At 56.1% G+C, this 21,003-nt stretch carries 17 protein-coding genes, 2 tRNA genes and 3 rRNA genes; 9 read left to right on the plus strand and 13 right to left on the minus strand.

Going from position 1 to position 21,003, the window contains the following annotated elements; all coding sequences use genetic code 11:
- Positions 1-4: 4 nt before the first annotated feature.
- From ACZZZ4_RS06010 to tyrS, 8 genes are all read right to left on the minus strand, one after another.
- The gene (locus ACZZZ4_RS06010; protein ID WP_463547423.1) at positions 5-757 is read right to left on the minus strand and encodes a pantothenate kinase; all 753 of its coding nucleotides are present in this window, start codon (positions 755-757) and stop codon (positions 5-7) included.
- The gene (gene birA / locus ACZZZ4_RS06015) at positions 747-1,700 is read right to left on the minus strand and encodes a bifunctional biotin--[acetyl-CoA-carboxylase] ligase/biotin operon repressor BirA (RefSeq protein ID WP_039764223.1); all 954 of its coding nucleotides are present in this window, start codon (positions 1,698-1,700) and stop codon (positions 747-749) included. Before birA ends, ACZZZ4_RS06010 begins: the two co-directional genes overlap by 11 nt.
- Positions 1,701-1,832: 132 nt before the next feature.
- Positions 1,833-1,948: ribosomal RNA gene (gene rrf, locus ACZZZ4_RS06020) — 5S ribosomal RNA — on the minus strand.
- A gap of 153 nt (positions 1,949-2,101) precedes the next feature.
- Positions 2,102-4,995: ribosomal RNA gene (locus ACZZZ4_RS06025) — 23S ribosomal RNA — on the minus strand.
- Positions 4,996-5,242: 247 nt separating this feature from the next.
- Positions 5,243-5,318, minus strand: a tRNA-Ala gene (locus tag ACZZZ4_RS06030).
- A 30-nt stretch (positions 5,319-5,348) separates the two neighbouring features.
- Positions 5,349-5,425: transfer RNA gene (locus tag ACZZZ4_RS06035), tRNA-Ile, on the minus strand.
- An 81-nt stretch (positions 5,426-5,506) separates the two neighbouring features.
- A 16S ribosomal RNA gene (locus ACZZZ4_RS06040) occupies positions 5,507-7,043 on the minus strand.
- The 16S, 23S and 5S rRNA genes sit together here with 2 tRNA genes alongside, the layout of an rRNA operon.
- 553 nt (positions 7,044-7,596) lie before the next feature.
- Positions 7,597-8,796, minus strand: a complete 1,200-nt coding sequence (gene tyrS, locus ACZZZ4_RS06045) for a tyrosine--tRNA ligase (protein WP_463547424.1) — start codon at positions 8,794-8,796, stop codon at positions 7,597-7,599.
- A 212-nt stretch (positions 8,797-9,008) separates the two neighbouring features.
- Here tyrS and ACZZZ4_RS06050 point away from each other — a divergent pair, with 212 nt between their 5' ends.
- Positions 9,009-10,433: a peptidoglycan DD-metalloendopeptidase family protein gene (locus ACZZZ4_RS06050; RefSeq protein ID WP_463547425.1), complete on the plus strand. Its 1,425-nt coding sequence runs from the start codon at positions 9,009-9,011 to the stop codon at positions 10,431-10,433.
- 3 nt (positions 10,434-10,436) lie between these two features.
- Positions 10,437-11,528 carry an anhydro-N-acetylmuramic acid kinase gene (locus tag ACZZZ4_RS06055; protein WP_463547426.1) on the plus strand — a complete coding sequence of 364 codons (1,092 nt, stop codon included), beginning with the start codon at positions 10,437-10,439 and terminating at the stop codon, positions 11,526-11,528.
- 69 nt (positions 11,529-11,597) lie between these two features.
- Here ACZZZ4_RS06055 and erpA read toward each other — a convergent pair whose 3' ends face one another.
- Together erpA and argC are read right to left on the minus strand one after the other, a co-directional pair.
- A complete protein-coding gene (erpA, locus tag ACZZZ4_RS06060; protein ID WP_007918905.1) occupies positions 11,598-11,948 on the minus strand; it encodes an iron-sulfur cluster insertion protein ErpA in 351 nt (116 codons plus the stop codon).
- A 168-nt stretch (positions 11,949-12,116) separates the two neighbouring features.
- Positions 12,117-13,151 (minus strand): N-acetyl-gamma-glutamyl-phosphate reductase, encoded by a 1,035-nt coding sequence (gene argC, locus ACZZZ4_RS06065; protein ID WP_463547427.1) that lies wholly within the window; start codon positions 13,149-13,151, stop codon positions 12,117-12,119.
- 134 nt (positions 13,152-13,285) lie between these two features.
- Between argC and hemJ the strand changes: the two genes are divergently transcribed.
- The 6 genes from hemJ to coq7 all read left to right on the plus strand — a co-directional run bounded on the left by hemJ (position 13,286) and on the right by coq7 (position 17,828).
- Entirely contained in the window at positions 13,286-13,714 is a 429-nt protein-coding gene (hemJ, locus tag ACZZZ4_RS06070) for a protoporphyrinogen oxidase HemJ (RefSeq protein ID WP_463547428.1), read from the plus strand.
- Positions 13,715-13,745: 31 nt separating this feature from the next.
- The gene (locus tag ACZZZ4_RS06075) at positions 13,746-14,714 is read left to right on the plus strand and encodes an NAD(P)H-dependent flavin oxidoreductase (protein WP_463547429.1); all 969 of its coding nucleotides are present in this window, start codon (positions 13,746-13,748) and stop codon (positions 14,712-14,714) included.
- Between the two features lie 78 nt (positions 14,715-14,792).
- Complete coding sequence (locus ACZZZ4_RS06080) at positions 14,793-15,740, plus strand: DUF805 domain-containing protein (protein ID WP_463547430.1); 948 nt, start codon at positions 14,793-14,795, stop codon at positions 15,738-15,740.
- A 61-nt stretch (positions 15,741-15,801) separates the two neighbouring features.
- On the plus strand, positions 15,802-16,590 hold the full coding sequence (locus ACZZZ4_RS06085) for an SDR family NAD(P)-dependent oxidoreductase (protein WP_039757750.1): 789 nt from the start codon (positions 15,802-15,804) through the stop codon (positions 16,588-16,590).
- A gap of 56 nt (positions 16,591-16,646) precedes the next feature.
- Entirely contained in the window at positions 16,647-16,985 is a 339-nt protein-coding gene (locus ACZZZ4_RS06090) for a histidine triad nucleotide-binding protein (protein ID WP_017128660.1), read from the plus strand.
- 195 nt (positions 16,986-17,180) lie between these two features.
- Entirely contained in the window at positions 17,181-17,828 is a 648-nt protein-coding gene (gene coq7, locus ACZZZ4_RS06095) for a 2-polyprenyl-3-methyl-6-methoxy-1,4-benzoquinone monooxygenase (protein WP_039757746.1), read from the plus strand.
- Positions 17,829-17,939: 111 nt separating this feature from the next.
- Here coq7 and speD read toward each other — a convergent pair whose 3' ends face one another.
- Positions 17,940-18,734, minus strand: a complete 795-nt coding sequence (gene speD, locus ACZZZ4_RS06100; protein ID WP_024014530.1) for an adenosylmethionine decarboxylase — start codon at positions 18,732-18,734, stop codon at positions 17,940-17,942.
- Between the two features lie 237 nt (positions 18,735-18,971).
- On the minus strand, positions 18,972-19,394 hold the full coding sequence (locus tag ACZZZ4_RS06105; protein WP_016772921.1) for an OsmC family protein: 423 nt from the start codon (positions 19,392-19,394) through the stop codon (positions 18,972-18,974).
- 234 nt (positions 19,395-19,628) lie between these two features.
- On the opposite strand from ACZZZ4_RS06105, the gene crp reads away from it, so the two are divergent.
- Complete coding sequence (gene crp, locus ACZZZ4_RS06110) at positions 19,629-20,273, plus strand: cAMP-activated global transcriptional regulator CRP (protein ID WP_463547431.1); 645 nt, start codon at positions 19,629-19,631, stop codon at positions 20,271-20,273.
- 9 nt (positions 20,274-20,282) lie between these two features.
- Here the strand turns inward: crp and ACZZZ4_RS06115 are convergent, their stop codons facing one another.
- On the minus strand, positions 20,283-20,984 hold the full coding sequence (locus tag ACZZZ4_RS06115; RefSeq protein ID WP_463547432.1) for a lipoate--protein ligase family protein: 702 nt from the start codon (positions 20,982-20,984) through the stop codon (positions 20,283-20,285).
- Between the last annotated feature and the right edge of the window lie 19 nt (positions 20,985-21,003).

A 21,003-nucleotide genomic window follows, 5' to 3' on the forward strand; every position in this document is an offset into this window, starting at 1 on the left:
AACCTCAGGACAAGGGACACGCCATGGCCAAGCCGACGAAAACAAGATCGGGTACAACCCGAGCATCAGGCACGACGCCACCAACCAGATCAGCATCCCCTCCCGTAATGAAAACGAGGTAGTTTTCGCCCCAATATGCTTGAGCCAGCTCTAATTGAGTGAGCACGAAGCCCCTCAACATCAACGAACACCCGCGCTCCACCGCTTCTGCGGTAGTCCGCCCCGGCACATGACTGGAGAGGGCGCGCTCCGCCGCCTGATCCCCGTAGCGAATTTTACGAGTATGAGTGCGCAGCTGGTTTCGCATCAAAGGCAAACCAGGACAGATGAACCCACCGAGATGCTCACCGTCAGCCGCAACAAAATCAGCAGTGACCGCTGTACCAAAGTCGAGAATCAGGCAAGCATCGCCGGCAGCCAGGTGAAAACCCCCAAGCATCGCTAGCCAGCGATCAAGCCCTAGACGCTCATAATCCTCGTAGCCGTTACGAACGCCGGACATCTCACGAGCGGATTTTGCACATACGACAGGTATAGTGAATTCACGCTCAATAAGATCGATTAACGCGCCTGTTTCTTCGTCAGTCCTGACGCTGACCAAACGACAGTTGCGCAGTGACAGCGCATTTATGATGCGCAGGCTCTCAATCAAAGCCAGATCGGAATCTACCACCCCTTCCGAGACCACTTCGCTCGCCAAGCCATTGAGCACGCGCCACTTTATAAAACTGTTGCCGCAGTCAAGCTCAAGAATCATCACGCAACCTCAGGCTGAGCTCTCCGCCACTAAAGACTTGTTCAACACCGCCTACCATCAAGCGCAACCCGCCCTGATTATCGATGCCGAGCACAACCCCTTCGATATGACTGTTACCCGCAATCAATGAAACAGTGCGACCCTGCCACAAATGATTTTCCGCCCATTCTGCTTGCAAACCAGCGAATCCATGGGCTTGGTGCCTATGGATATAGGTGTTCAGTTGAGTGCTAAGCTCAACCACCAAAGCGTTGCGATCACAGGCCTGCCCAGACTCAAGCCTTATGGAAGTCCACTGCTGGTCGACCTCTTGTGCAACCTGCATATTCACATTGATTCCTATACCCAGCACAACATGACAGACATCTGCCGGATCTCCGACGAGCTCAAGTAGGATCCCGGCAATCTTCTTGTTTCCCACCAAGACATCATTGGGCCATTTCAAACCGGCGTTCGATACCCCCGAGCTTCGCAAGGTCTGCATGACGGCCAAGCCAACAACAAGGCTCAGCCCTTCAAGCTGGCGCATTCCGCCGTCGATACGGAGCACAAGGCTGTAATAAAGGTTTTCCGCAAATGGGCTTACCCACTTACGACCTCGACGACCACGGCCTGCCAATTGTCGCTCCGCGAGCAGCAAAAACGGCGCGGGGGCACCGTCATTGATGGAGCGCAGAGCTTCGGCATTTGTCGAGTCAACAGAGTCGAACACACGCACCGGCCATGGAGGCATCTTCTTGGTTATTTCAAGAGGATCAAGGAGCGTCAGAGGCGTCGACAATTGATATCCGCGACCGCGAACTTTATGGATCGACAGGCCAAGTTCAGCTTCAAGCTGTTGTAGCTGCTTCCATACAGCACTTCGGCTAATTCCCAAGGCAACGCCCAAGTCCTGTCCGGAATGGAATCGTCCATCCTTCAGTAGATTCACCAACGTCAGCATGCAGGTATCGCCTCACAATGAGGTCCGCATAATAGCCATGCCCCGGGCCGTTGCATAGAAATCAAGCGGACACATTTCTCGCAGGCAAAACAAAACCCCAACTGCTTTCGCAATTGGGGTTTCGGAATTTAATCTTGACGATGACCTACTCTCACATGGGGAAACCCCACACTACCATCGGCGATGCATCGTTTCACTGCTGAGTTCGGGATGGGATCAGGTGGTTCCAACGCTCTATGGTCGTCAAGAAATTCGGGTACTGACTCGTGACCAGATGGTCTCGCTTCAGCAAATTGGGTATGTGACAGCTGGTGTTTGTGCGTTTCGAACTTTCGGTTCGTTTCGTCTTCACACACCGCAATCTGGTGCCTTCTCAGGTCAGCAAATTGCTTGGGTGTTATATGGTCAAGCCTCACGGGCAATTAGTATTGGTTAGCTCAACGCCTCACAGCGCTTACACACCCAACCTATCAACGTCGTAGTCTTCGACGGCCCTTCAGGGAACTCAAGGTTCCAGTGAGATCTCATCTTGAGGCAAGTTTCCCGCTTAGATGCTTTCAGCGGTTATCTTTCCCGAACATAGCTACCCGGCAATGCCACTGGCGTGACAACCGGAACACCAGAGGTTCGTCCACTCCGGTCCTCTCGTACTAGGAGCAGCCCCTCTCAAATCTCAAACGTCCACGGCAGATAGGGACCGAACTGTCTCACGACGTTCTAAACCCAGCTCGCGTACCACTTTAAATGGCGAACAGCCATACCCTTGGGACCGGCTTCAGCCCCAGGATGTGATGAGCCGACATCGAGGTGCCAAACACCGCCGTCGATATGAACTCTTGGGCGGTATCAGCCTGTTATCCCCGGAGTACCTTTTATCCGTTGAGCGATGGCCCTTCCATACAGAACCACCGGATCACTAAGACCTACTTTCGTACCTGCTCGACGTGTCTGTCTCGCAGTCAAGCGCGCTTTTGCCTTTATACTCTACGACCGATTTCCGACCGGTCTGAGCGCACCTTCGTACTCCTCCGTTACTCTTTAGGAGGAGACCGCCCCAGTCAAACTACCCACCATACACTGTCCTCGATCCGGATAACGGACCTGAGTTAGAACCTCAAAGTTGCCAGGGTGGTATTTCAAGGATGGCTCCACGCGAACTGGCGTCCACGCTTCAAAGCCTCCCACCTATCCTACACAAGCAAATTCAAAGTCCAGTGCAAAGCTATAGTAAAGGTTCACGGGGTCTTTCCGTCTAGCCGCGGATACACTGCATCTTCACAGCGATTTCAATTTCACTGAGTCTCGGGTGGAGACAGCGCCGCCATCGTTACGCCATTCGTGCAGGTCGGAACTTACCCGACAAGGAATTTCGCTACCTTAGGACCGTTATAGTTACGGCCGCCGTTTACCGGGGCTTCGATCAAGAGCTTCGCGTTAGCTAACCCCATCAATTAACCTTCCGGCACCGGGCAGGCGTCACACCCTATACGTCCACTTTCGTGTTTGCAGAGTGCTGTGTTTTTAATAAACAGTCGCAGCGGCCTGGTATCTTCGACCGGCATGAGCTTACGGAGCAAGTCCTTCACCCTCACCGGCGCACCTTCTCCCGAAGTTACGGTGCCATTTTGCCTAGTTCCTTCACCCGAGTTCTCTCAAGCGCCTTGGTATTCTCTACCCAACCACCTGTGTCGGTTTGGGGTACGGTTCCTGGTTACCTGAAGCTTAGAAGCTTTTCTTGGAAGCATGGCATCAACCACTTCGTCACCCAAAGGGTAACTCGTCATCAGCTCTCGGCCTTAAGATCCCGGATTTACCTAAGATCTCAGCCTACCACCTTAAACTTGGACAACCAACGCCAAGCTGGCCTAGCCTTCTCCGTCCCTCCATCGCAATAACCAGAAGTACAGGAATATTAACCTGTTTTCCATCGACTACGCTTTTCAGCCTCGCCTTAGGGACCGACTAACCCTGCGTCGATTAACGTTGCGCAGGAAACCTTGGTCTTTCGGCGTGGGTGTTTTTCACACCCATTGTCGTTACTCATGTCAGCATTCGCACTTCTGATACCTCCAGCAAGCTTCTCAACTCACCTTCACAGGCTTACAGAACGCTCCTCTACCGCATCATCCGAAGATGATACCCGTAGCTTCGGTGTATGGTTTGAGCCCCGTTACATCTTCCGCGCAGGCCGACTCGACTAGTGAGCTATTACGCTTTCTTTAAAGGGTGGCTGCTTCTAAGCCAACCTCCTAGCTGTCTAAGCCTTCCCACATCGTTTCCCACTTAACCATAACTTTGGGACCTTAGCTGACGGTCTGGGTTGTTTCCCTTTTCACGACGGACGTTAGCACCCGCCGTGTGTCTCCCATGCTCGGCACTTGTAGGTATTCGGAGTTTGCATCGGTTTGGTAAGTCGGGATGACCCCCTAGCCGAAACAGTGCTCTACCCCCTACAGTGATACATGAGGCGCTACCTAAATAGCTTTCGAGGAGAACCAGCTATCTCCGAGCTTGATTAGCCTTTCACTCCGATCCACAGGTCATCCGCTAACTTTTCAACGGTAGTCGGTTCGGTCCTCCAGTCAGTGTTACCTAACCTTCAACCTGCCCATGGATAGATCGCCCGGTTTCGGGTCTATTCCCAGCGACTAGACGCCCTATTAAGACTCGCTTTCGCTACGCCTCCCCTATTCGGTTAAGCTCGCCACTGAAAATAAGTCGCTGACCCATTATACAAAAGGTACGCAGTCACAGAACAAAGTCTGCTCCCACTGCTTGTACGCATACGGTTTCAGGATCTATTTCACTCCCCTCTCCGGGGTTCTTTTCGCCTTTCCCTCACGGTACTAGTTCACTATCGGTCAGTCAGTAGTATTTAGCCTTGGAGGATGGTCCCCCCATATTCAGACAAAGTTTCTCGTGCTCCGTCCTACTCGATTTCATGACTAAGAGATTTTCGCGTACAGGGCTATCACCCACTATGGCCGCACTTTCCAGAGCGTTCCGCTAATCTCAAAGCCACTTAAGGGCTAGTCCCCGTTCGCTCGCCACTACTAAGGGAATCTCGGTTGATTTCTTTTCCTCAGGGTACTTAGATGTTTCAGTTCCCCTGGTTCGCCTCTTGCACCTATGTATTCAGTACAAGATAACCATCTTATGATGGCTGGGTTCCCCCATTCAGACATCTCCGGATCAAAGTCTGTTTGCCGACTCCCCGAAGCTTTTCGCAGGCTACCACGTCTTTCATCGCCTCTGACTGCCAAGGCATCCACCGTATGCGCTTCTTCACTTGACCATATAACCCCAAGCAATCTGGTTATACTGTGAAGACGACATTCGCCGAAAATTCGAATTTCTCAACTAAGAGAACTCACAAATTTTACCTTAGCCTGATCCGTTACCAGTGAAAGTAACGTTCAGTCTATCTTTCTATCACATACCCAAATTTTTAAAGAACGATCTAGTCAAAGACTAGAAATCAACATTCATCACCGAACCGGTGGAATGCTCATTTCTAAGCTTTCAAACTTCAGAAGCAGTAGTGGTGGAGCCAAGCGGGATCGAACCGCTGACCTCCTGCGTGCAAGGCAGGCGCTCTCCCAGCTGAGCTATGGCCCCGTATTTCTACAGGCGTTTCCCACACAAAATTGGTGGGTCTGGGCAGATTCGAACTGCCGACCTCACCCTTATCAGGGGTGCGCTCTAACCAACTGAGCTACAGACCCAATTTCGGGCTGCTTCTATCGTCTTCTTCAGTGAATCAAGCAATTCGTGTGGGAGCTCATGCAGCAGCTGATGTCGTCGATTAAGGAGGTGATCCAGCCGCAGGTTCCCCTACGGCTACCTTGTTACGACTTCACCCCAGTCATGAATCACACCGTGGTAACCGTCCTCCCGAAGGTTAGACTAGCTACTTCTGGTGCAACCCACTCCCATGGTGTGACGGGCGGTGTGTACAAGGCCCGGGAACGTATTCACCGCGACATTCTGATTCGCGATTACTAGCGATTCCGACTTCACGCAGTCGAGTTGCAGACTGCGATCCGGACTACGATCGGTTTTATGGGATTAGCTCCACCTCGCGGCTTGGCAACCCTTTGTACCGACCATTGTAGCACGTGTGTAGCCCAGGCCGTAAGGGCCATGATGACTTGACGTCATCCCCACCTTCCTCCGGTTTGTCACCGGCAGTCTCCTTAGAGTGCCCACCTTAACGTGCTGGTAACTAAGGACAAGGGTTGCGCTCGTTACGGGACTTAACCCAACATCTCACGACACGAGCTGACGACAGCCATGCAGCACCTGTCTCAATGTTCCCGAAGGCACCAATCCATCTCTGGAAAGTTCATTGGATGTCAAGGCCTGGTAAGGTTCTTCGCGTTGCTTCGAATTAAACCACATGCTCCACCGCTTGTGCGGGCCCCCGTCAATTCATTTGAGTTTTAACCTTGCGGCCGTACTCCCCAGGCGGTCAACTTAATGCGTTAGCTGCGCCACTAAGAGCTCAAGGCTCCCAACGGCTAGTTGACATCGTTTACGGCGTGGACTACCAGGGTATCTAATCCTGTTTGCTCCCCACGCTTTCGCACCTCAGTGTCAGTATCAGTCCAGGTGGTCGCCTTCGCCACTGGTGTTCCTTCCTATATCTACGCATTTCACCGCTACACAGGAAATTCCACCACCCTCTACCATACTCTAGCTTGCCAGTTTTGGATGCAGTTCCCAGGTTGAGCCCGGGGATTTCACATCCAACTTAACAAACCACCTACGCGCGCTTTACGCCCAGTAATTCCGATTAACGCTTGCACCCTCTGTATTACCGCGGCTGCTGGCACAGAGTTAGCCGGTGCTTATTCTGCCGGTAACGTCAAAATTGCAGAGTATTAATCTACAACCCTTCCTCCCAACTTAAAGTGCTTTACAATCCGAAGACCTTCTTCACACACGCGGCATGGCTGGATCAGGCTTTCGCCCATTGTCCAATATTCCCCACTGCTGCCTCCCGTAGGAGTCTGGACCGTGTCTCAGTTCCAGTGTGACTGATCATCCTCTCAGACCAGTTACGGATCGTCGCCTTGGTGAGCCATTACCTCACCAACTAGCTAATCCGACCTAGGCTCATCTGATAGCGCAAGGCCCGAAGGTCCCCTGCTTTCTCCCGTAGGACGTATGCGGTATTAGCGTTCCTTTCGAAACGTTGTCCCCCACTACCAGGCAGATTCCTAGGCATTACTCACCCGTCCGCCGCTGAATCCAGGAGCAAGCTCCTTTCATCCGCTCGACTTGCATGTGTTAGGCCTGCCGCCAGCGTTCAATCTGAGCCATGATCAAACTCTTCAGTTCAAACATCTTTGGGTTTTTAAGAAACCCTAAACTTGGCTCAGCAATCGTTGGTTACATCTTTGATTTCTCGCGGAGTAACTTGTGATGCTGATAATCTTGTTGACTACCAGTCTGACTGCACAAGCACCCACACGAATTGCTTGATTCAGTTGTTAAAGAGCAGTTGGTTAAGATCTTTCGTCTCAACCGAGGCGCGCATTCTACAGCAGCCTCATTTGCTGTCAAGTGATTATTTTCAGAAGTTTTCGAAGAATTCTTCAACAACTTCAACCACTTGCGCTTCCGATCTCTCGTTAGCGGGAGGCGAATTCTACAGCGTTAATCGCTGCTGTCAACACCTCTTTTTCTCCGCTTTCGACCGAGAAGATCGAACCGTTAAAAGAGCCAAACATCACCACTCCTTCAACTCCTTCCAAACTTCGATGATCTGAAGCAAGCCGCTGTCGAAAACTGCGTAACTCTTTGAATCTCAAGGAGTTTTCCGTTTCGACTGCGCCGGAAGTGGGGCGAATTATAGACCTCTAAAATTCGCCGTCAACCCCTAATTCCAACTTTATTCAGATTTCAGCGTGATGCGTGCAAAAGCCTTCTTGCCGGCCTGGCAAACGTGAGTCGCGCCCAGTACATATATAAAGGAGCGATCAACCACTTCACCATCAACGCGCACCCCACCCGCCGCCAACAGATCACGCGCCGCCGCCGAGTTCTTCACCAGGCCAGCCTTATTAAGGACGGCAGCGATTGGCATGTCCTCAGCCGAAGCCAGCTCAACCTCAGGCAAGTCATCCGGAAGCTCGCCATCTTTCATGCGGTTGCCAGCGCCACGGTGAGCATTTGCCGCTGCCTCTTCACCATGGAAACGCGCAACGATCTCTTCAGCCAGCTTGATCTTGATATCACGCGGGTTCGCGCCAGCCTCAACGTCAGCCCGGAATGAGTTGATCTCATCCATCGAGCGGAAGCTGAGCAACTCGAAGTAACGCCACATCAGCGCATCCGGAATGGAAACCAGCTTGCTGTACATGACGCCCGGCGCCTCCTGGATACCGACGTAGTTGCCCAGCGATTTGGACATCTTCTTCACGCCATCCAGACCTTCCAGCAATGGCATGGTGAGAATGCACTGAGCTTCCTGACCATAACCACGCTGCAGCTCGCGCCCCATCAGCAGGTTGAATTTCTGGTCAGTACCGCCCAGCTCGACATCCGCGCGCAGCGCGACCGAGTCATAACCCTGAACCAACGGATAGAGAAACTCGTGAATAGCGATTGGCTGGTTGGCGGTGTAACGCTTGTCGAAGTCATCGCGCTCAAGCATGCGGGCCACGGTGTATTGCGAAGTCAGACGAATGAAATCCGCCGGCCCCATCTTGTCCATCCAAGTGGAGTTGAAGGCAACTTCGGTTTTCGCCGGATCAAGAATCTTGAAAACCTGAGTCTTGTAGGTCTCGGCATTTTCGAGAACCTGCTCACGCGTCAGCGGCGGACGCGTGGCGCTCTTGCCACTCGGATCACCGATCATCCCGGTGAAGTCACCTATAAGGAAGATCACCTGATGCCCCAGCTCCTGAAACTGACGCAGCTTATTAATAAGCACCGTATGACCCAGATGCAGGTCCGGAGCGGTTGGGTCGAAACCAGCCTTGATACGCAGCGGTTGGCCACGCTTGAGCTTCTCGACCAGCTCGGACTCGACCAACAGTTCTTCCGCACCACGTTTAATCAGCGCTAGCTGCTCTTCAACCGACTTCATAACAGACCCGCAAGGCTCAGATTCAAAGGGAACCAACCATACAAGAACGCGCACCAATTACAAGTTTTGCCCGGCGCACGGACACCAATCCACAGACCCGAGGTCTGCAGACTTGCTTCAACGATGATTTGGTTATATTTTATACAGTTATTTCATCTTCATCATGTCATTCATCTTTTCCAATTCATCTATTTCAAAGTCAAAAATTACCTATGACCACTGAACCGTCTAAAGCGCCCCCGCTTTACCCGAAGACCCACCTGCTCGCCGCAAGTGGAATCGCCGCCCTTCTCAGCCTGGCGCTGCTGGTATTTCCCTCCAGCGATGTTGAAGCCAAAAAGACGACTCTGAGTCTTGAACTGGAAAGTCCTGCTGAACAACTGACACAAGATCAAGACGCTGCTGATGCGGCTCAAGCCACAAACGAACCCGCAGCTTCCCCGTTCGCACAAATCGAAAACAGCGCCGAAAACGCTGCGCAAACCGCTGAAACGGCGCCGGCAACTGTTGCACCTGCTGAAAAACCGAAAGAGCCTGGTCACCGCGAAGTCGTGGTTTCCAAAGGCGATACGCTGTCTACCCTGTTTGAAAAAGTCGGCCTCCCAGCAGCCTCCGTGCACGAAGTACTGGCAAGCGACAAGCAAGCCAAACAGTTCAGCCAGCTCAAGCGTGGCCAGAAACTCGAATTCGAACTGGATCCGGCAGGCCAGTTGACCAGTCTGCACAGCAAGGTCAGCGACGTTGAAACCATCACCCTGACCAAGAACGACAAGGGCTACTCCTTCAACCGCATTACCGCCAAGCCAACCGTGCGCACCGCGTACGTTCACGGCGTGATCAACAGTTCACTGTCGCAGTCGGCTGCGCGTGCCGGCCTTTCTCACAGCCTGACCATGGATATGGCCAGCGTCTTCGGCTACGACGTCGACTTCGCCCAGGACATTCGTCAGGGCGACGAATTCGATGTGATCTACGAGCAGAAAGTCATCAACGGCAAAGCGGTCGGCACCGGCCCGATCCTGTCCGCGCGCTTTACCAACCGCGGCAAGACCTACACCGCCGTTCGCTACACCAACAAACAAGGCAACAGCAGCTACTACACGGCTGACGGCAACAGCATGCGCAAGGCCTTCATCCGTACGCCGGTTGACTTCGCCCGCATCAGCTCGAAATTCTCCATGGGCCGCAAACACCCGATTCTCAACAAGATTCGCGCCCACAAAGGCGTCGACTATGCAGCGCCACGGGGCACGCCGATCAAGGCTGCCGGCGACGGCAAAGTGTTGCTGGCCGGCCGTCGTGGTGGTTATGGCAATACCGTAATCATTCAGCACGGCAACACTTATCGTACGCTCTATGGCCATATGCAGGGCTTCGCCAAAGGCGTGAAAACCGGCGGCACTGTCAAGCAGGGTCAAGTCATTGGCTACATCGGTACCACCGGCCTCTCCACCGGCCCGCATCTGCACTATGAGTTCCAGGTCAACGGCGTTCACGTCGATCCGCTGGGCCAGAAGCTGCCGATGGCCGATCCGATCGCCAAGTCCGAACGCGCACGCTTCCTTGCGCAAAGCCAGCCGCTGATGGCGCGCATGGACCAAGAGAAGGCCACGATGCTGGCTTCGAGCAAGCGCTAAGTCATGGCCCTGTATATCGGTGTGATGTCCGGAACCAGTCTCGACGGGCTGGACATCGCCCTGATCGAGCAGACCTCGGCGATCAAACTGATCGCCACCCACTACCTGCCAATGCCTGAATCCCTGCGCGCCGAGCTGCTTGGCTTGTGCGCCAGCGGCGCCGACGAGATCGCCCGCTCGGCGATTGCCCAGCAACACTGGGTTGACCTTGCCGCGTCAGGTATTCACGCCCTCCTCGCGCAACAACAACTCAAGCCCGATGCCATCCGTGCCATCGGCAGCCACGGTCAGACCATTCGCCATGAACCGGCGCGTGGTTTTACCGTGCAGATCGGCAATCCAGCTCTGCTGACTGAGTTGACCGGTATTACCGTCGTCAGTGATTTCCGCAGCCGCGATGTTGCGGCGGGAGGTCAAGGTGCACCTCTGGTGCCAGCGTTTCACGAAGCGTTGTTTGAAGAGCGTAGCGGTAACCAGGCAGTCTTGAATGTCGGCGGATTCAGCAATCTCAGCCTGATTGAGCCAAGCAAACCTGTAGCCGGTTTCGACTGCGGCCCGGGGAATGTTCTGATGGACGCCTGGATTCACCGGCAACGCGGCGAAAACTATGACCGGGACGGCAAATGGGCAGCGACCGGCAAGGTTGAACCAGCCCTGCTCACGGCACTGCTAAGCGACCCGTTCTTCGTCACCAAAGGCCCGAAAAGTACCGGCCGGGAAGTCTTCAATCTGCCATGGCTGGAACAGCATCTTTCGAACCTGCCAACCTTCGCAGCCGAAGACGTTCAGGCCACGCTGCTCGAATTGACGGCGCTGACCATCGTCGAGTCGCTGCAAAGTGCTCAATCGGACACGATGGAACTGCTGGTCTGTGGCGGCGGCGCGCATAACGCCACGTTGATGAAACGCCTGGCGGATCTACTGCCGGACACAAAGGTCGCCAGCACCGCAACTCACGGCGTGGATCCGGACTGGGTAGAAGCCATGGCCTTCGCCTGGCTGGCTCATTGCTGCCTCGAAGGCATCGCTGCTAACCGGCCAAGCGTCACCGGTGCTCGCGGCCTGCGCGTACTCGGCGCCATCTACCCGGCATAAGCTTCAGATACAAAAACGCCGCAAAACCGAAAGGTTCTGCGGCGTTTTGTTGTGTGCAGTGAAGTGCGATCAGATCGAGAACGACGACCCGCAACCACAAGTCGTTGTGGCATTCGGGTTTTTGATCACGAAGCGCGAACCTTCCAGACCTTCCTGATAATCCACCTCGGCACCGGCCAGGTACTGGAAGCTCATCGGATCGACCACCAGGCTCACGCCTTCGCGCTCGACAATGGTGTCGTCATCGGCCACGTCTTCATCGAAGGTGAAACCGTATTGAAACCCTGAACAACCGCCGCCCGTAACGAATACGCGCAGCTTCAAGCGATCATTCCCCTCTTCATCGACCAGGCTCTTCACCTTGTGCGCAGCACCTTGAGTGAATTGCAAAGCCGTGGGGGTGAAGGATTCGACGCTCATGCTGACTATCTCCCGGCGTTACGCCGCCATAATGCGTGATGACGCGCATTATCCGCTTGTCCTAGAAAATTGGTCAACTATTAGAGGAGCAGCGGCAAGCTTCAAGCGGTGAGCTTCAAGCTTGCCTCTGATCTCTTGTCGCTTGTGACTTGAAGCTCGTAGCTGCTTTTAAGGAAGCATGCCGGCGTGGGACAGGCCGAAGCGCTCGTCCAGGCCGAACAGGATGTTCATGTTCTGCACCGCTTGGCCCGAGGCGCCCTTGACCAGATTGTCGATCACCGAGAGCACGACTACGAGGTCGCCATCCTGTGGACGATGCACGGCGATGCGGCACACGTTGGCGCCGCGCACGCTACGGGTTTCCGGGTGACTGCCGGCTGGCATGACATCGACGAACGGTTCGTTGGCATAGCGCTTTTCGAACAGTGCCTGCAGATCAACCGAGCGATCCGCTACTGTCGCGTAGAGCGTGGAGTGGATGCCGCGAATCATCGGCGTCAGGTGCGGGACGAAGGTCAGGCCGACATCCTTGCCCGCCGCCCGACGCAGGCCCTGGCGAATTTCCGGCAGGTGACGATGACCTTTTACCGCATAGGCCTTCATGCTTTCCGACGTCTCGGAGTACAAAGAACCTACAGCCGCACCACGCCCGGCACCACTGACACCGGATTTGCAGTCGGCGATCAAACGCGATGCGTCGGCCAGACCGGCTTCCAGCAATGGCAGGAAACCCAACTGCGTTGCGGTCGGATAGCAACCGGGCACCGCGATCAGGCGCGCTTTCCTGATTTGCTCGCGATTGACTTCCGGCAGACCATAGACCGCTTCGTCCAGCAATTCCGGGGCGCCGTGTGGCTGGCCATACCACTTGGCCCACTCATCAGCATCTTGCAGACGGAAGTCGGCGGACAGGTCGATGACCTTGGTACCCGCCGCCAGCAGCTCGCCTGCCAAGGCGTGTGCCACACCATGTGGCGTGGCGAAGAACACCACATCGCAGGCGCCGAGGGTTTTCTCGTCCGGTACGCTGAACGCAAGGCCGTCGTAGTGGCCACGCAGGTTCGGGTACATGTCAGCCACGGCCAGACCGGCCTCGGATCGGGAAGTGATGACGACCACTTCTGCCTGCGGATGCTGTGCCAACAGACGCAGCAGTTCGACACCGGTGTAACCCGTGCCGCCGACGATACCGACCTTGACCATAAACCTGCCCTCAACGAACCCACTGGAAAGCCGTCGATAATAGGGGCCGCGCGCGCCTGCGACAACCGCCAAGGTGACGCGCGGACGCTCAAGCCTCTACTATCTGGCTACCGTGAATGAGGGAATAACCAAAAATGCTCTATCTATGGCTCAAAGCGTTTCACATTGTCAGCGTCGTCTGCTGGTTTGCCGGGCTGTTCTACTTGCCCCGCCTTTTCGTTTACCACGCGCAAAGCGCAGACACGATCAGCCAGGAACGCTTCAGTGTCATGGAGCGCAAGCTGTACCGCGGCATCATGGGCCCGGCGATGATCGCCACGCTGATCTTCGGTGGCTGGCTGATCTACCTCAACCCAAGCCTTTTCAGCCAGGGCGGCTGGATCCACGCCAAACTGACCCTGGTCGTGCTGCTGATCGGTTACCACCATATGTGTGGCGCGCAGGTAAAACGCTTTGCCCGTGGCGAAAACACCCGCAGCCATGTCTTTTATCGCTGGTTCAATGAAGTGCCGGTTCTGATATTGCTGGCTATCGTAATTCTGGTCGTGATCAAGCCGTTCTAACTTCAATCGATACAGATCCCTGGGGTTCACAATGTCGCTGCCCGCTCTGCTCGAACAACGTCTGCGTCTGCCCGTAGTAGCAGCGCCGATGTTTCTGATCTCCAATCCGGAACTGGTGCTCGCCTGCTGCCGCAACGGCGTGGTCGGCAGTTTTCCGGCTCTGAACCAACGCGAAAGCAGTGGGTTCAAGGCTTGGCTGGAACAGATCGAAGCGGGCCTGGCGACGCTGGATAATCCGGCCCCTTATGCGGTGAACCTGATCGTTCATCACAGCAACCCGCGACTGCAGGCGGATCTGGACATCTGCGTCGAGCACAAGGTACCGATTGTTATCACCAGCCTCGGCGCAGTGAAGGAACTGGTCGACGCGGTGCACAGCTACGGAGGTCTGGTTTTTCACGACGTGACCACGCGGCGCCATGCCGAGAAAGCCGCTGAAGCCGGTGTCGACGGGCTGATTGCCGTCGCGGCCGGCGCCGGCGGGCATGCTGGCACCTGGAGCCCGTTTGCGCTGATTGCCGAGATCCGCGAGTTTTTCGACAAGACGCTGTTGCTTGCAGGATGTTTGAACCACGGCCATGAGATTCTCGCCGCGCAGCTGCTCGGCGCGGATTTGGCCTACTTCGGCACGCGATTTATCGGCACCACTGAAAGTCACGCGCCTGACGCTTATAAAGAGATGCTGCTGACAGCCAAGGCTGCCGACATCATTCATACTCCAGCGGTGTCGGGAGTGCCGGCCAGTTTCATGCGCCAGAGTCTGGAGGCGGCCGGTTTCGACATGGCAGCCCTGCAAGGCAAAGGCGAGGTGAATTTCGGCGACAAGCTCAAGCCGATCAACGATGAAGCCAAAGCCTGGAAGACCGTATGGTCGGCAGGCCAGGGCGTAGGACAGATTGACGACCTGCCGAGCGTCGATCAGTTGATCGCAAGGCTGGATGGTGAATATCGTCAAGCTCAAACGCGCGCCGCACAGCTGCCACAACGCTGGCCGCGCTGAAGATACCCCGACCAGTCGCTGGCAGACTGGCATTGAACTGAATACAGCAAACCCAATCGCGACAAGGATGCCTCGGCCATGAGCGAACCCCGTTACAAGATCGTCTTCGACGGCGCGCTGCAACCCGGCGTCGACATCACCACAGCCAAGCTGAATCTGGCGGATCTGTTCAAAAGCGATGTGGCTGCCATCGAGCGCCTGTTCAGTGGCCGCGCCGTCGCCCTCAAGCGTGATCTGTCCCACAGCGATGCGCAGACATATCTGCAAGCGTTGAACAAAACCGGGATCGATGCGCGTATAGAAGCGGAAACGGCCATCGAGCTCAATCTGGCGGATGTTCATGACAACCCGGCAGCTGTGGCTGAGCCGGATTCGCCTTACGCACCACCTCGGGCGAACGTCGGAGAAAGCCTGCCAGCGTTTGCTACGCTCAAGCCATTCAGCGTCGAAGGCCGTATCGGTCGCTTGCGCTTTCTGGCCTGGACCATGGTCTTGAGCCTAGTGACCCTGCCCATCGTCGGTGTGTTCGCCTTGATTGCCTTGGGCCTGGTCAATGGCGACTCGACCACAGGCCTGATCCTCGGCGGGATCCTGGCGGTATTCCTGTTCATTGGCTTCATGATCGTCAGCATTCTGTTCAGCGTTCAGCGCCTGCACGATATCGGCTGGTCGGGCTGGCTGTGGCTGTTGAATCTGGTGCCGTTCGTGGGCAGCTTCTTCCCACTGGTGATCATGGTTGTTCCCGGCAATACCGGCGCCAACCGCTATGGCCCACCACCTCCGCCGAACAGCACGGCGGTCAAAGTGCTGTGCTCGTTGTGGATCGTATTCTTCGCACTGATTTTTGCCGCAGGCCTGCTTGGCGGTTTCTCGGCCGTGCAGGAAGAATATGAAAGCAATCTGGAGAGCAGCTATGACAGCGGCTCGGTGATCACCGACGAAGTTGAGGTCGTCGAACCGCCAGCGATTTCCGCCGACGAGGCAGCCGAACCGGCGCAGGCCCCTGTAGACTCTGCGCAAGAATGAACAGCGCTCTTCGCCGCGACAACCGCGTCGCCGGCGCGGAGCTGTTGCGATGGAGAACTGCATGACCCGTTACGCTCTGATCACTGGCGCTTCCAGCGGCATCGGCCTGGCCATGGCCGAAGCACTGGCCCGGCGCGGCCGCAGCCTGATTCTGGTGGCACGACAGCGTGATCAGCTGGAAAGTATCGCCATCGAGCTGACCCAGCGCTTCGATGTCGAAGTGTTGTTTCGTGCCTGCGATCTCGGCGAACCGTTACGCCTGTCCGGCTTTTTGCTGGAGTTGGAAGAAGGCGACCGGCAGATCGATCTGCTGGTCAATTGCGCCGGCATCGGCACCTGCGGGCCCTTTCTCGCGCAAGACTGGATGACCGAGCAGGACCTCATAGAGGTCAATATCCTCGCCCTCACCCGCCTCTGCCATGCGCTGGGTAACAGCATGGCGCTGCTGGGCGGCGGGCAGATTCTCAACGTCGCCTCGGTGGCCGCGTACAGCCCCGGCCCGTGGATGAGCACGTACTACGCCAGCAAAGCGTATGTGCTGCATTTTTCCGAAGCCTTGCGCGTGGAGCTCAAACAAAGCGGCGTGAAAGTCTCGGTACTGTGCCCCGGGCCCACGCGCACACCGTTCTTCCGTACGGCGCAGATGACTAGCGAAAAGATCGAAAGCAGCCACTCGCTGATGAGTCCGGAAGAAGTGGCGCTGCATGCCGTACGTGCATTGGAAAAAAACCGCGCGATCATCATTCCGGGACGACGCAACCGCTGGCTGGCGTTCCTGCCGCGACTGGGTTCGCGCTGGCTTAACCGGACGATTGTCGGCATGGTCAATAAAGCTTACTGCCCCCGCTAGCAAGACAACTTCGCAGCGGTACACTCATTTCAGCCCAACTCAACGGAGAAACAGCAGTGGATACTCTGTTCACCAAGATCATCAACCGGGAAATCCCGGCGAAGATCATTTACGAGGACGACCAGGTTCTGGCCTTCCACGACATCGCCCCCCAGGCTCCGGTGCACTTTCTGGTGATCCCGAAGAAACCGGTGCGCACGCTCAATGACCTGACCGAAGACGACAAGGCGCTGGCCGGGCACATCCTGTTCACCGCCCAGCGCCTAGCGCTGGAGCTGGGTTGCGAAGAAGGCTTCCGCGTGGTGATGAACTGCAATGAACTTGGCGGGCAGACTGTCTATCACATTCATATGCACGTGCTGGGGCAGCGCCAGATGAATTGGCCGCCGGGCTGATTGGCGACAACTCACTGTGGGAGCGAGCCTGCTCGCGAAGGCGCCGATACATTCAACACTTCAGTATCCGATAATCCGCTTTCGCGAGCAGGCTCGCTCCCACAAAAAACCTGACCGCCCAGCAAGTGACCCAGCACAAACCCTCGCCGGCCGATTCGGTTAAACTGGCCGCCGAGATTCTTCCCGGAGGTCAGCATGACTACCCAACGTCACTACTCGCCCATAGACCGTCTGCTGCTGCAAGCCGATGCCGCGATGCGCACGCTGTTGCCCTTCAGTGGCCAGCCGTACCGCCCGTCGCCGGCGATTCTGCAGCCGGATACGCAGATGAGCGATGAAGACACCCGCCATGTCGCCGGTCTGATGCGCATCAACCACACCGGTGAAGTTTGCGCCCAGGCGCTGTATCAGGGCCAGGCGCTGACGGCCAAGTTGCCGCAGGTACGCGAAGCCATGGAGCACGCGGCTGAAGAAGAGGTCGATCATCTGGTCTGGTGCGAGCAGCGCATCCATCAGCTGGGCAGCCACACCAGCGTGCTGAATCCACTGTTTTACGGCATGTCGTTCGGCATCGGCGCGGTGGCCGGGCTGATCAGTGACAAGGTCAGTCTTGGTTTCGTTGCGGCGACCGAGCATCAGGTGTGCAAGCACTTGAACGAACATTTGGAGCAATTGCCGGCCGAAGACGAGAAGTCCCGGGCGATTCTCGAGCAGATGCGCATCGATGAAGAACACCATGCGGAAAGTGCCCTGGATGCGGGCGGGTTTCGTTTTCCGGCGCCGGTGAAATTCGGCATGAGTTTGTTGGCGAAGGTGATGACCAAGAGTACTTATCGGATCTGAGATCTGTGTCGGTGCTGATGGCCTCTTCGCGAGCAGGCTCGCTCCCACAGGGGTTTTGTGTGAGGCATGAAAAAGGCGACCAGGAGGTCGCCTTTTTTGTGTCCGGTAATCTTAGGTCGGCATGTTGCGCGCGTAGAAGATTTCCAGCATTTCGTGTTTCACACGGTCGGTCACCTGGGCACGTTGCTCGGGCGAGAGGTTGCTGGTCGCGTCGCCGAACAGGTAGTTGTCCAGTTCGAAGTTCTTCAGCAGCATTTTGGTGTGGAACAGGTTTTCCTGGTACACGTTCACGTCGGTCATCTGGTACGCGTCGCGGGTGTCTTCGGAGAGGTAGTTCTGGATCGAGTTGATCTCGTGGTCGATGAAGTGTTTGTTGCCTTCAACGTCACGGGTGAAGCCGCGCACACGATAATCCACGGTCACGATGTCCGAATCGAACTGGTGAATGAGGAAGTTGAGCGCTTTGAGCGGTGAAATGACACCACAGGTCGACACGTCGATATCCACACGGAAGGTCGCAATACCGTCGTCCGGATGGATTTCCGGATAGGTGTGCACCGTGATGTGGCTCTTGTCGAGGTGGGCCAGAATGATTTCGGGCAACGGGCCCGGCGATTCTTCGATCTGGCTGTCAGTCGGGGTCACCGGCTCTTCCGAAATCAGAATCGTGACGCTGGCGCCCTGGGGTTCATAGTCCTGACTGGCGATGTTCAGGATGTTGGCACCAATGATCTCGACAACTTCTGTGAGAATCTGCGTCAGGCGTTTCGCGTTGTACTCTTGATTGATGTACTCGACGTAAGCCTGCTGGTCTTGCGGGGTCTCCGCGTAGCAGATGTCATAGATGTTGAAGCTCAAGGTCTTTGTCAGGTTATTGAACCCGTGGAGCTTGAGTTTGCTTTTCACCGTTAAAAACTCTCTATGTATGCGGCGCGGCCGCGTGATCAAGCATGCCCGTCAAGTGCGAACAACGCACCTGCGTAGGACGGTTAACACCTCTTCGCGATGGCGATTTTGGTTATCTGTTCAGGCGGATGACCCGTCGGCTGACCGATCACTGCCCTGAAAAAAGTGGCGCATTATGCAGACGTCAGCGGGGGATCGCCAGAGTCTGCACTGCTTTTATGATAGTTGAATGTCGGTTCAGCCGAGTTCGACGATTTCATAGTCGTGGGTGATTGCAACGCCAGCCGCGCCGAGCATGATCGACGCCGAGCAATACTTCTCGGCCGACAGCTCGATGGCGCGCTTGACCTGAGCTTCCTTCAGACCGCGGCCCTTGACCACGAAATGCATGTGGATCTTGGTAAAGACCTTGGGATCTTCAGTCGCACGCTCGGCGTCGAGGAAAGCCTCGCAGCTTTCAACGGCCTGACGCGACTTCTTCAAGATGCTGACCACGTCGAAGTTGCTGCAACCGCCGACACCCAGCAAAAGCATTTCCATCGGACGAACCCCGAGGTTACGGCCACCGGCGTCCGGCGGGCCGTCCATCACCACGACATGACCGCTGCCGGATTCGCCGAGGAACATGGCTTCGCCAGCCCATTGGATGCGTGCCTTCATCGCCCAGACTCCACTGTAAAAAAGGGTCGCCAGCTTAGCACAGCACTTTGTCCCGACAGGAACGACGTCCTAGGACGGATGCTTTCTGGCTGTAGGTAATTTCTCGAATTTTCGACGAAGTGTCTGGTAAGCTGGCGCCAATTCGCTGGCGCCCATTCGTCAGCCCTGTAGCGACCGCCTTCAGCGCCTCATAAAAACTCAAACATCACCGTGCAGTCTTTTCGGGATACAACCATGGTTGCTATTACCCCCACACCCAAAATCAAGAACATCGACAAGCTGTTGATGCATTGCCAGCGCCGGCGTCACGCGGCCAAGAGCAACATCATCTGCGCCGGCGATCGCTCGGACACGCTGTACTTCATCATCAAGGGTTCGGTGACCATCCTCATCGAGGACGACGATGGTCGCGAGATGATCATCGCCTACCTCCACGCCGGGGATTTATTCGGCGAATTGGGTCTGTTCGAGCAGGCAGGTCAGGAGCAGGAACGCAGCGCCTGGGTGCGGGCCAAGGTCGAATGTGAAACCGCAGAAATCAGTTACGCCAAGTTCCGCGAACTGTCGCAGCAGGATCCAGACATTCTTTACGCCCTCAGCGGACAAATCGCACAACGCCTGCGCAACACCACGCGCAAAGTCGGCGACTTGGCGTTTTTCGACGTCACCGGTCGCGTCGCCCGCTGCCTGCTGGAGCTGTGCAAACAGCCGGACGCCATGACCCACCCGGACGGCATGCAGATCAAAGTCACCCGTCAGGAAATCGGTCGAATCGTCGGTTGTTCGCGAGAGATGGTCGGCCGCGTGCTCAAGGATCTGGAAGAACGCAATCTGGTCGACGTGAAGGGCAAGACCATGGTGGTCTTCGGCACGCGTTGAGCCCGTGAATCAAGGGCTGTAAATCTGCGCCAGCATCAAACGAAACAATTCATCGAGACGCGCCAGCGCCAGTGGCGCGTTGAATTTTTCATGCAGGGCGATATGGCTTTGCGCCCTCACCCGCTGCTCCAGGCCGCAGGCTTCATTGAAACGATTGACCGCGGCGACCATTGACTCGCGTTCGTCTTCCATCAGCATCGCCCCATGCACCAGGCCCACCGGACGTTGTCCGCCCTGGCTCTGACGCCAGCGCTGGGCGGTGCCGACCATCTTGCGGCCGTCGAGATTGACGTTGAAGCGGCCATCGCAGAACGCACCGTCGATTTCCCCGACTGACGACGTGCCACCCAACTCATCCAGCAACTGACAGACCGGATCGCACAGACGGCGGTAGCCGGTTTCGATGCGGTTCAGATCGCCTTCGCTGCGAGGTGGCGCATACACCAGTGCGATATTGATTGTTGCAGCCGATTGCGGGACCGGTTCGCCGCCGGTTTCACGTAGCAGGACTGGCCAGCCAGCGGCAGCGGAAACTTCGCAGGCGTGTTCGAATTGAGGAAGACGGTTGAGACGGCGCGGCATGACCAGGGCGCGGTCGGTGGGTTGCCAGAACAGCAGACCAAATTCGGCGTCGCCAGCGCAGACCGAGGCCAGCAAGTCCTGTTCGGCTTGCAGGCCGGATTCGATGGTCAGAGGGGTTGGCAGCGACATCGATAACTCCGGAAGATCT

Source organism: Pseudomonas sp. AC252, assembly GCF_979258105.1.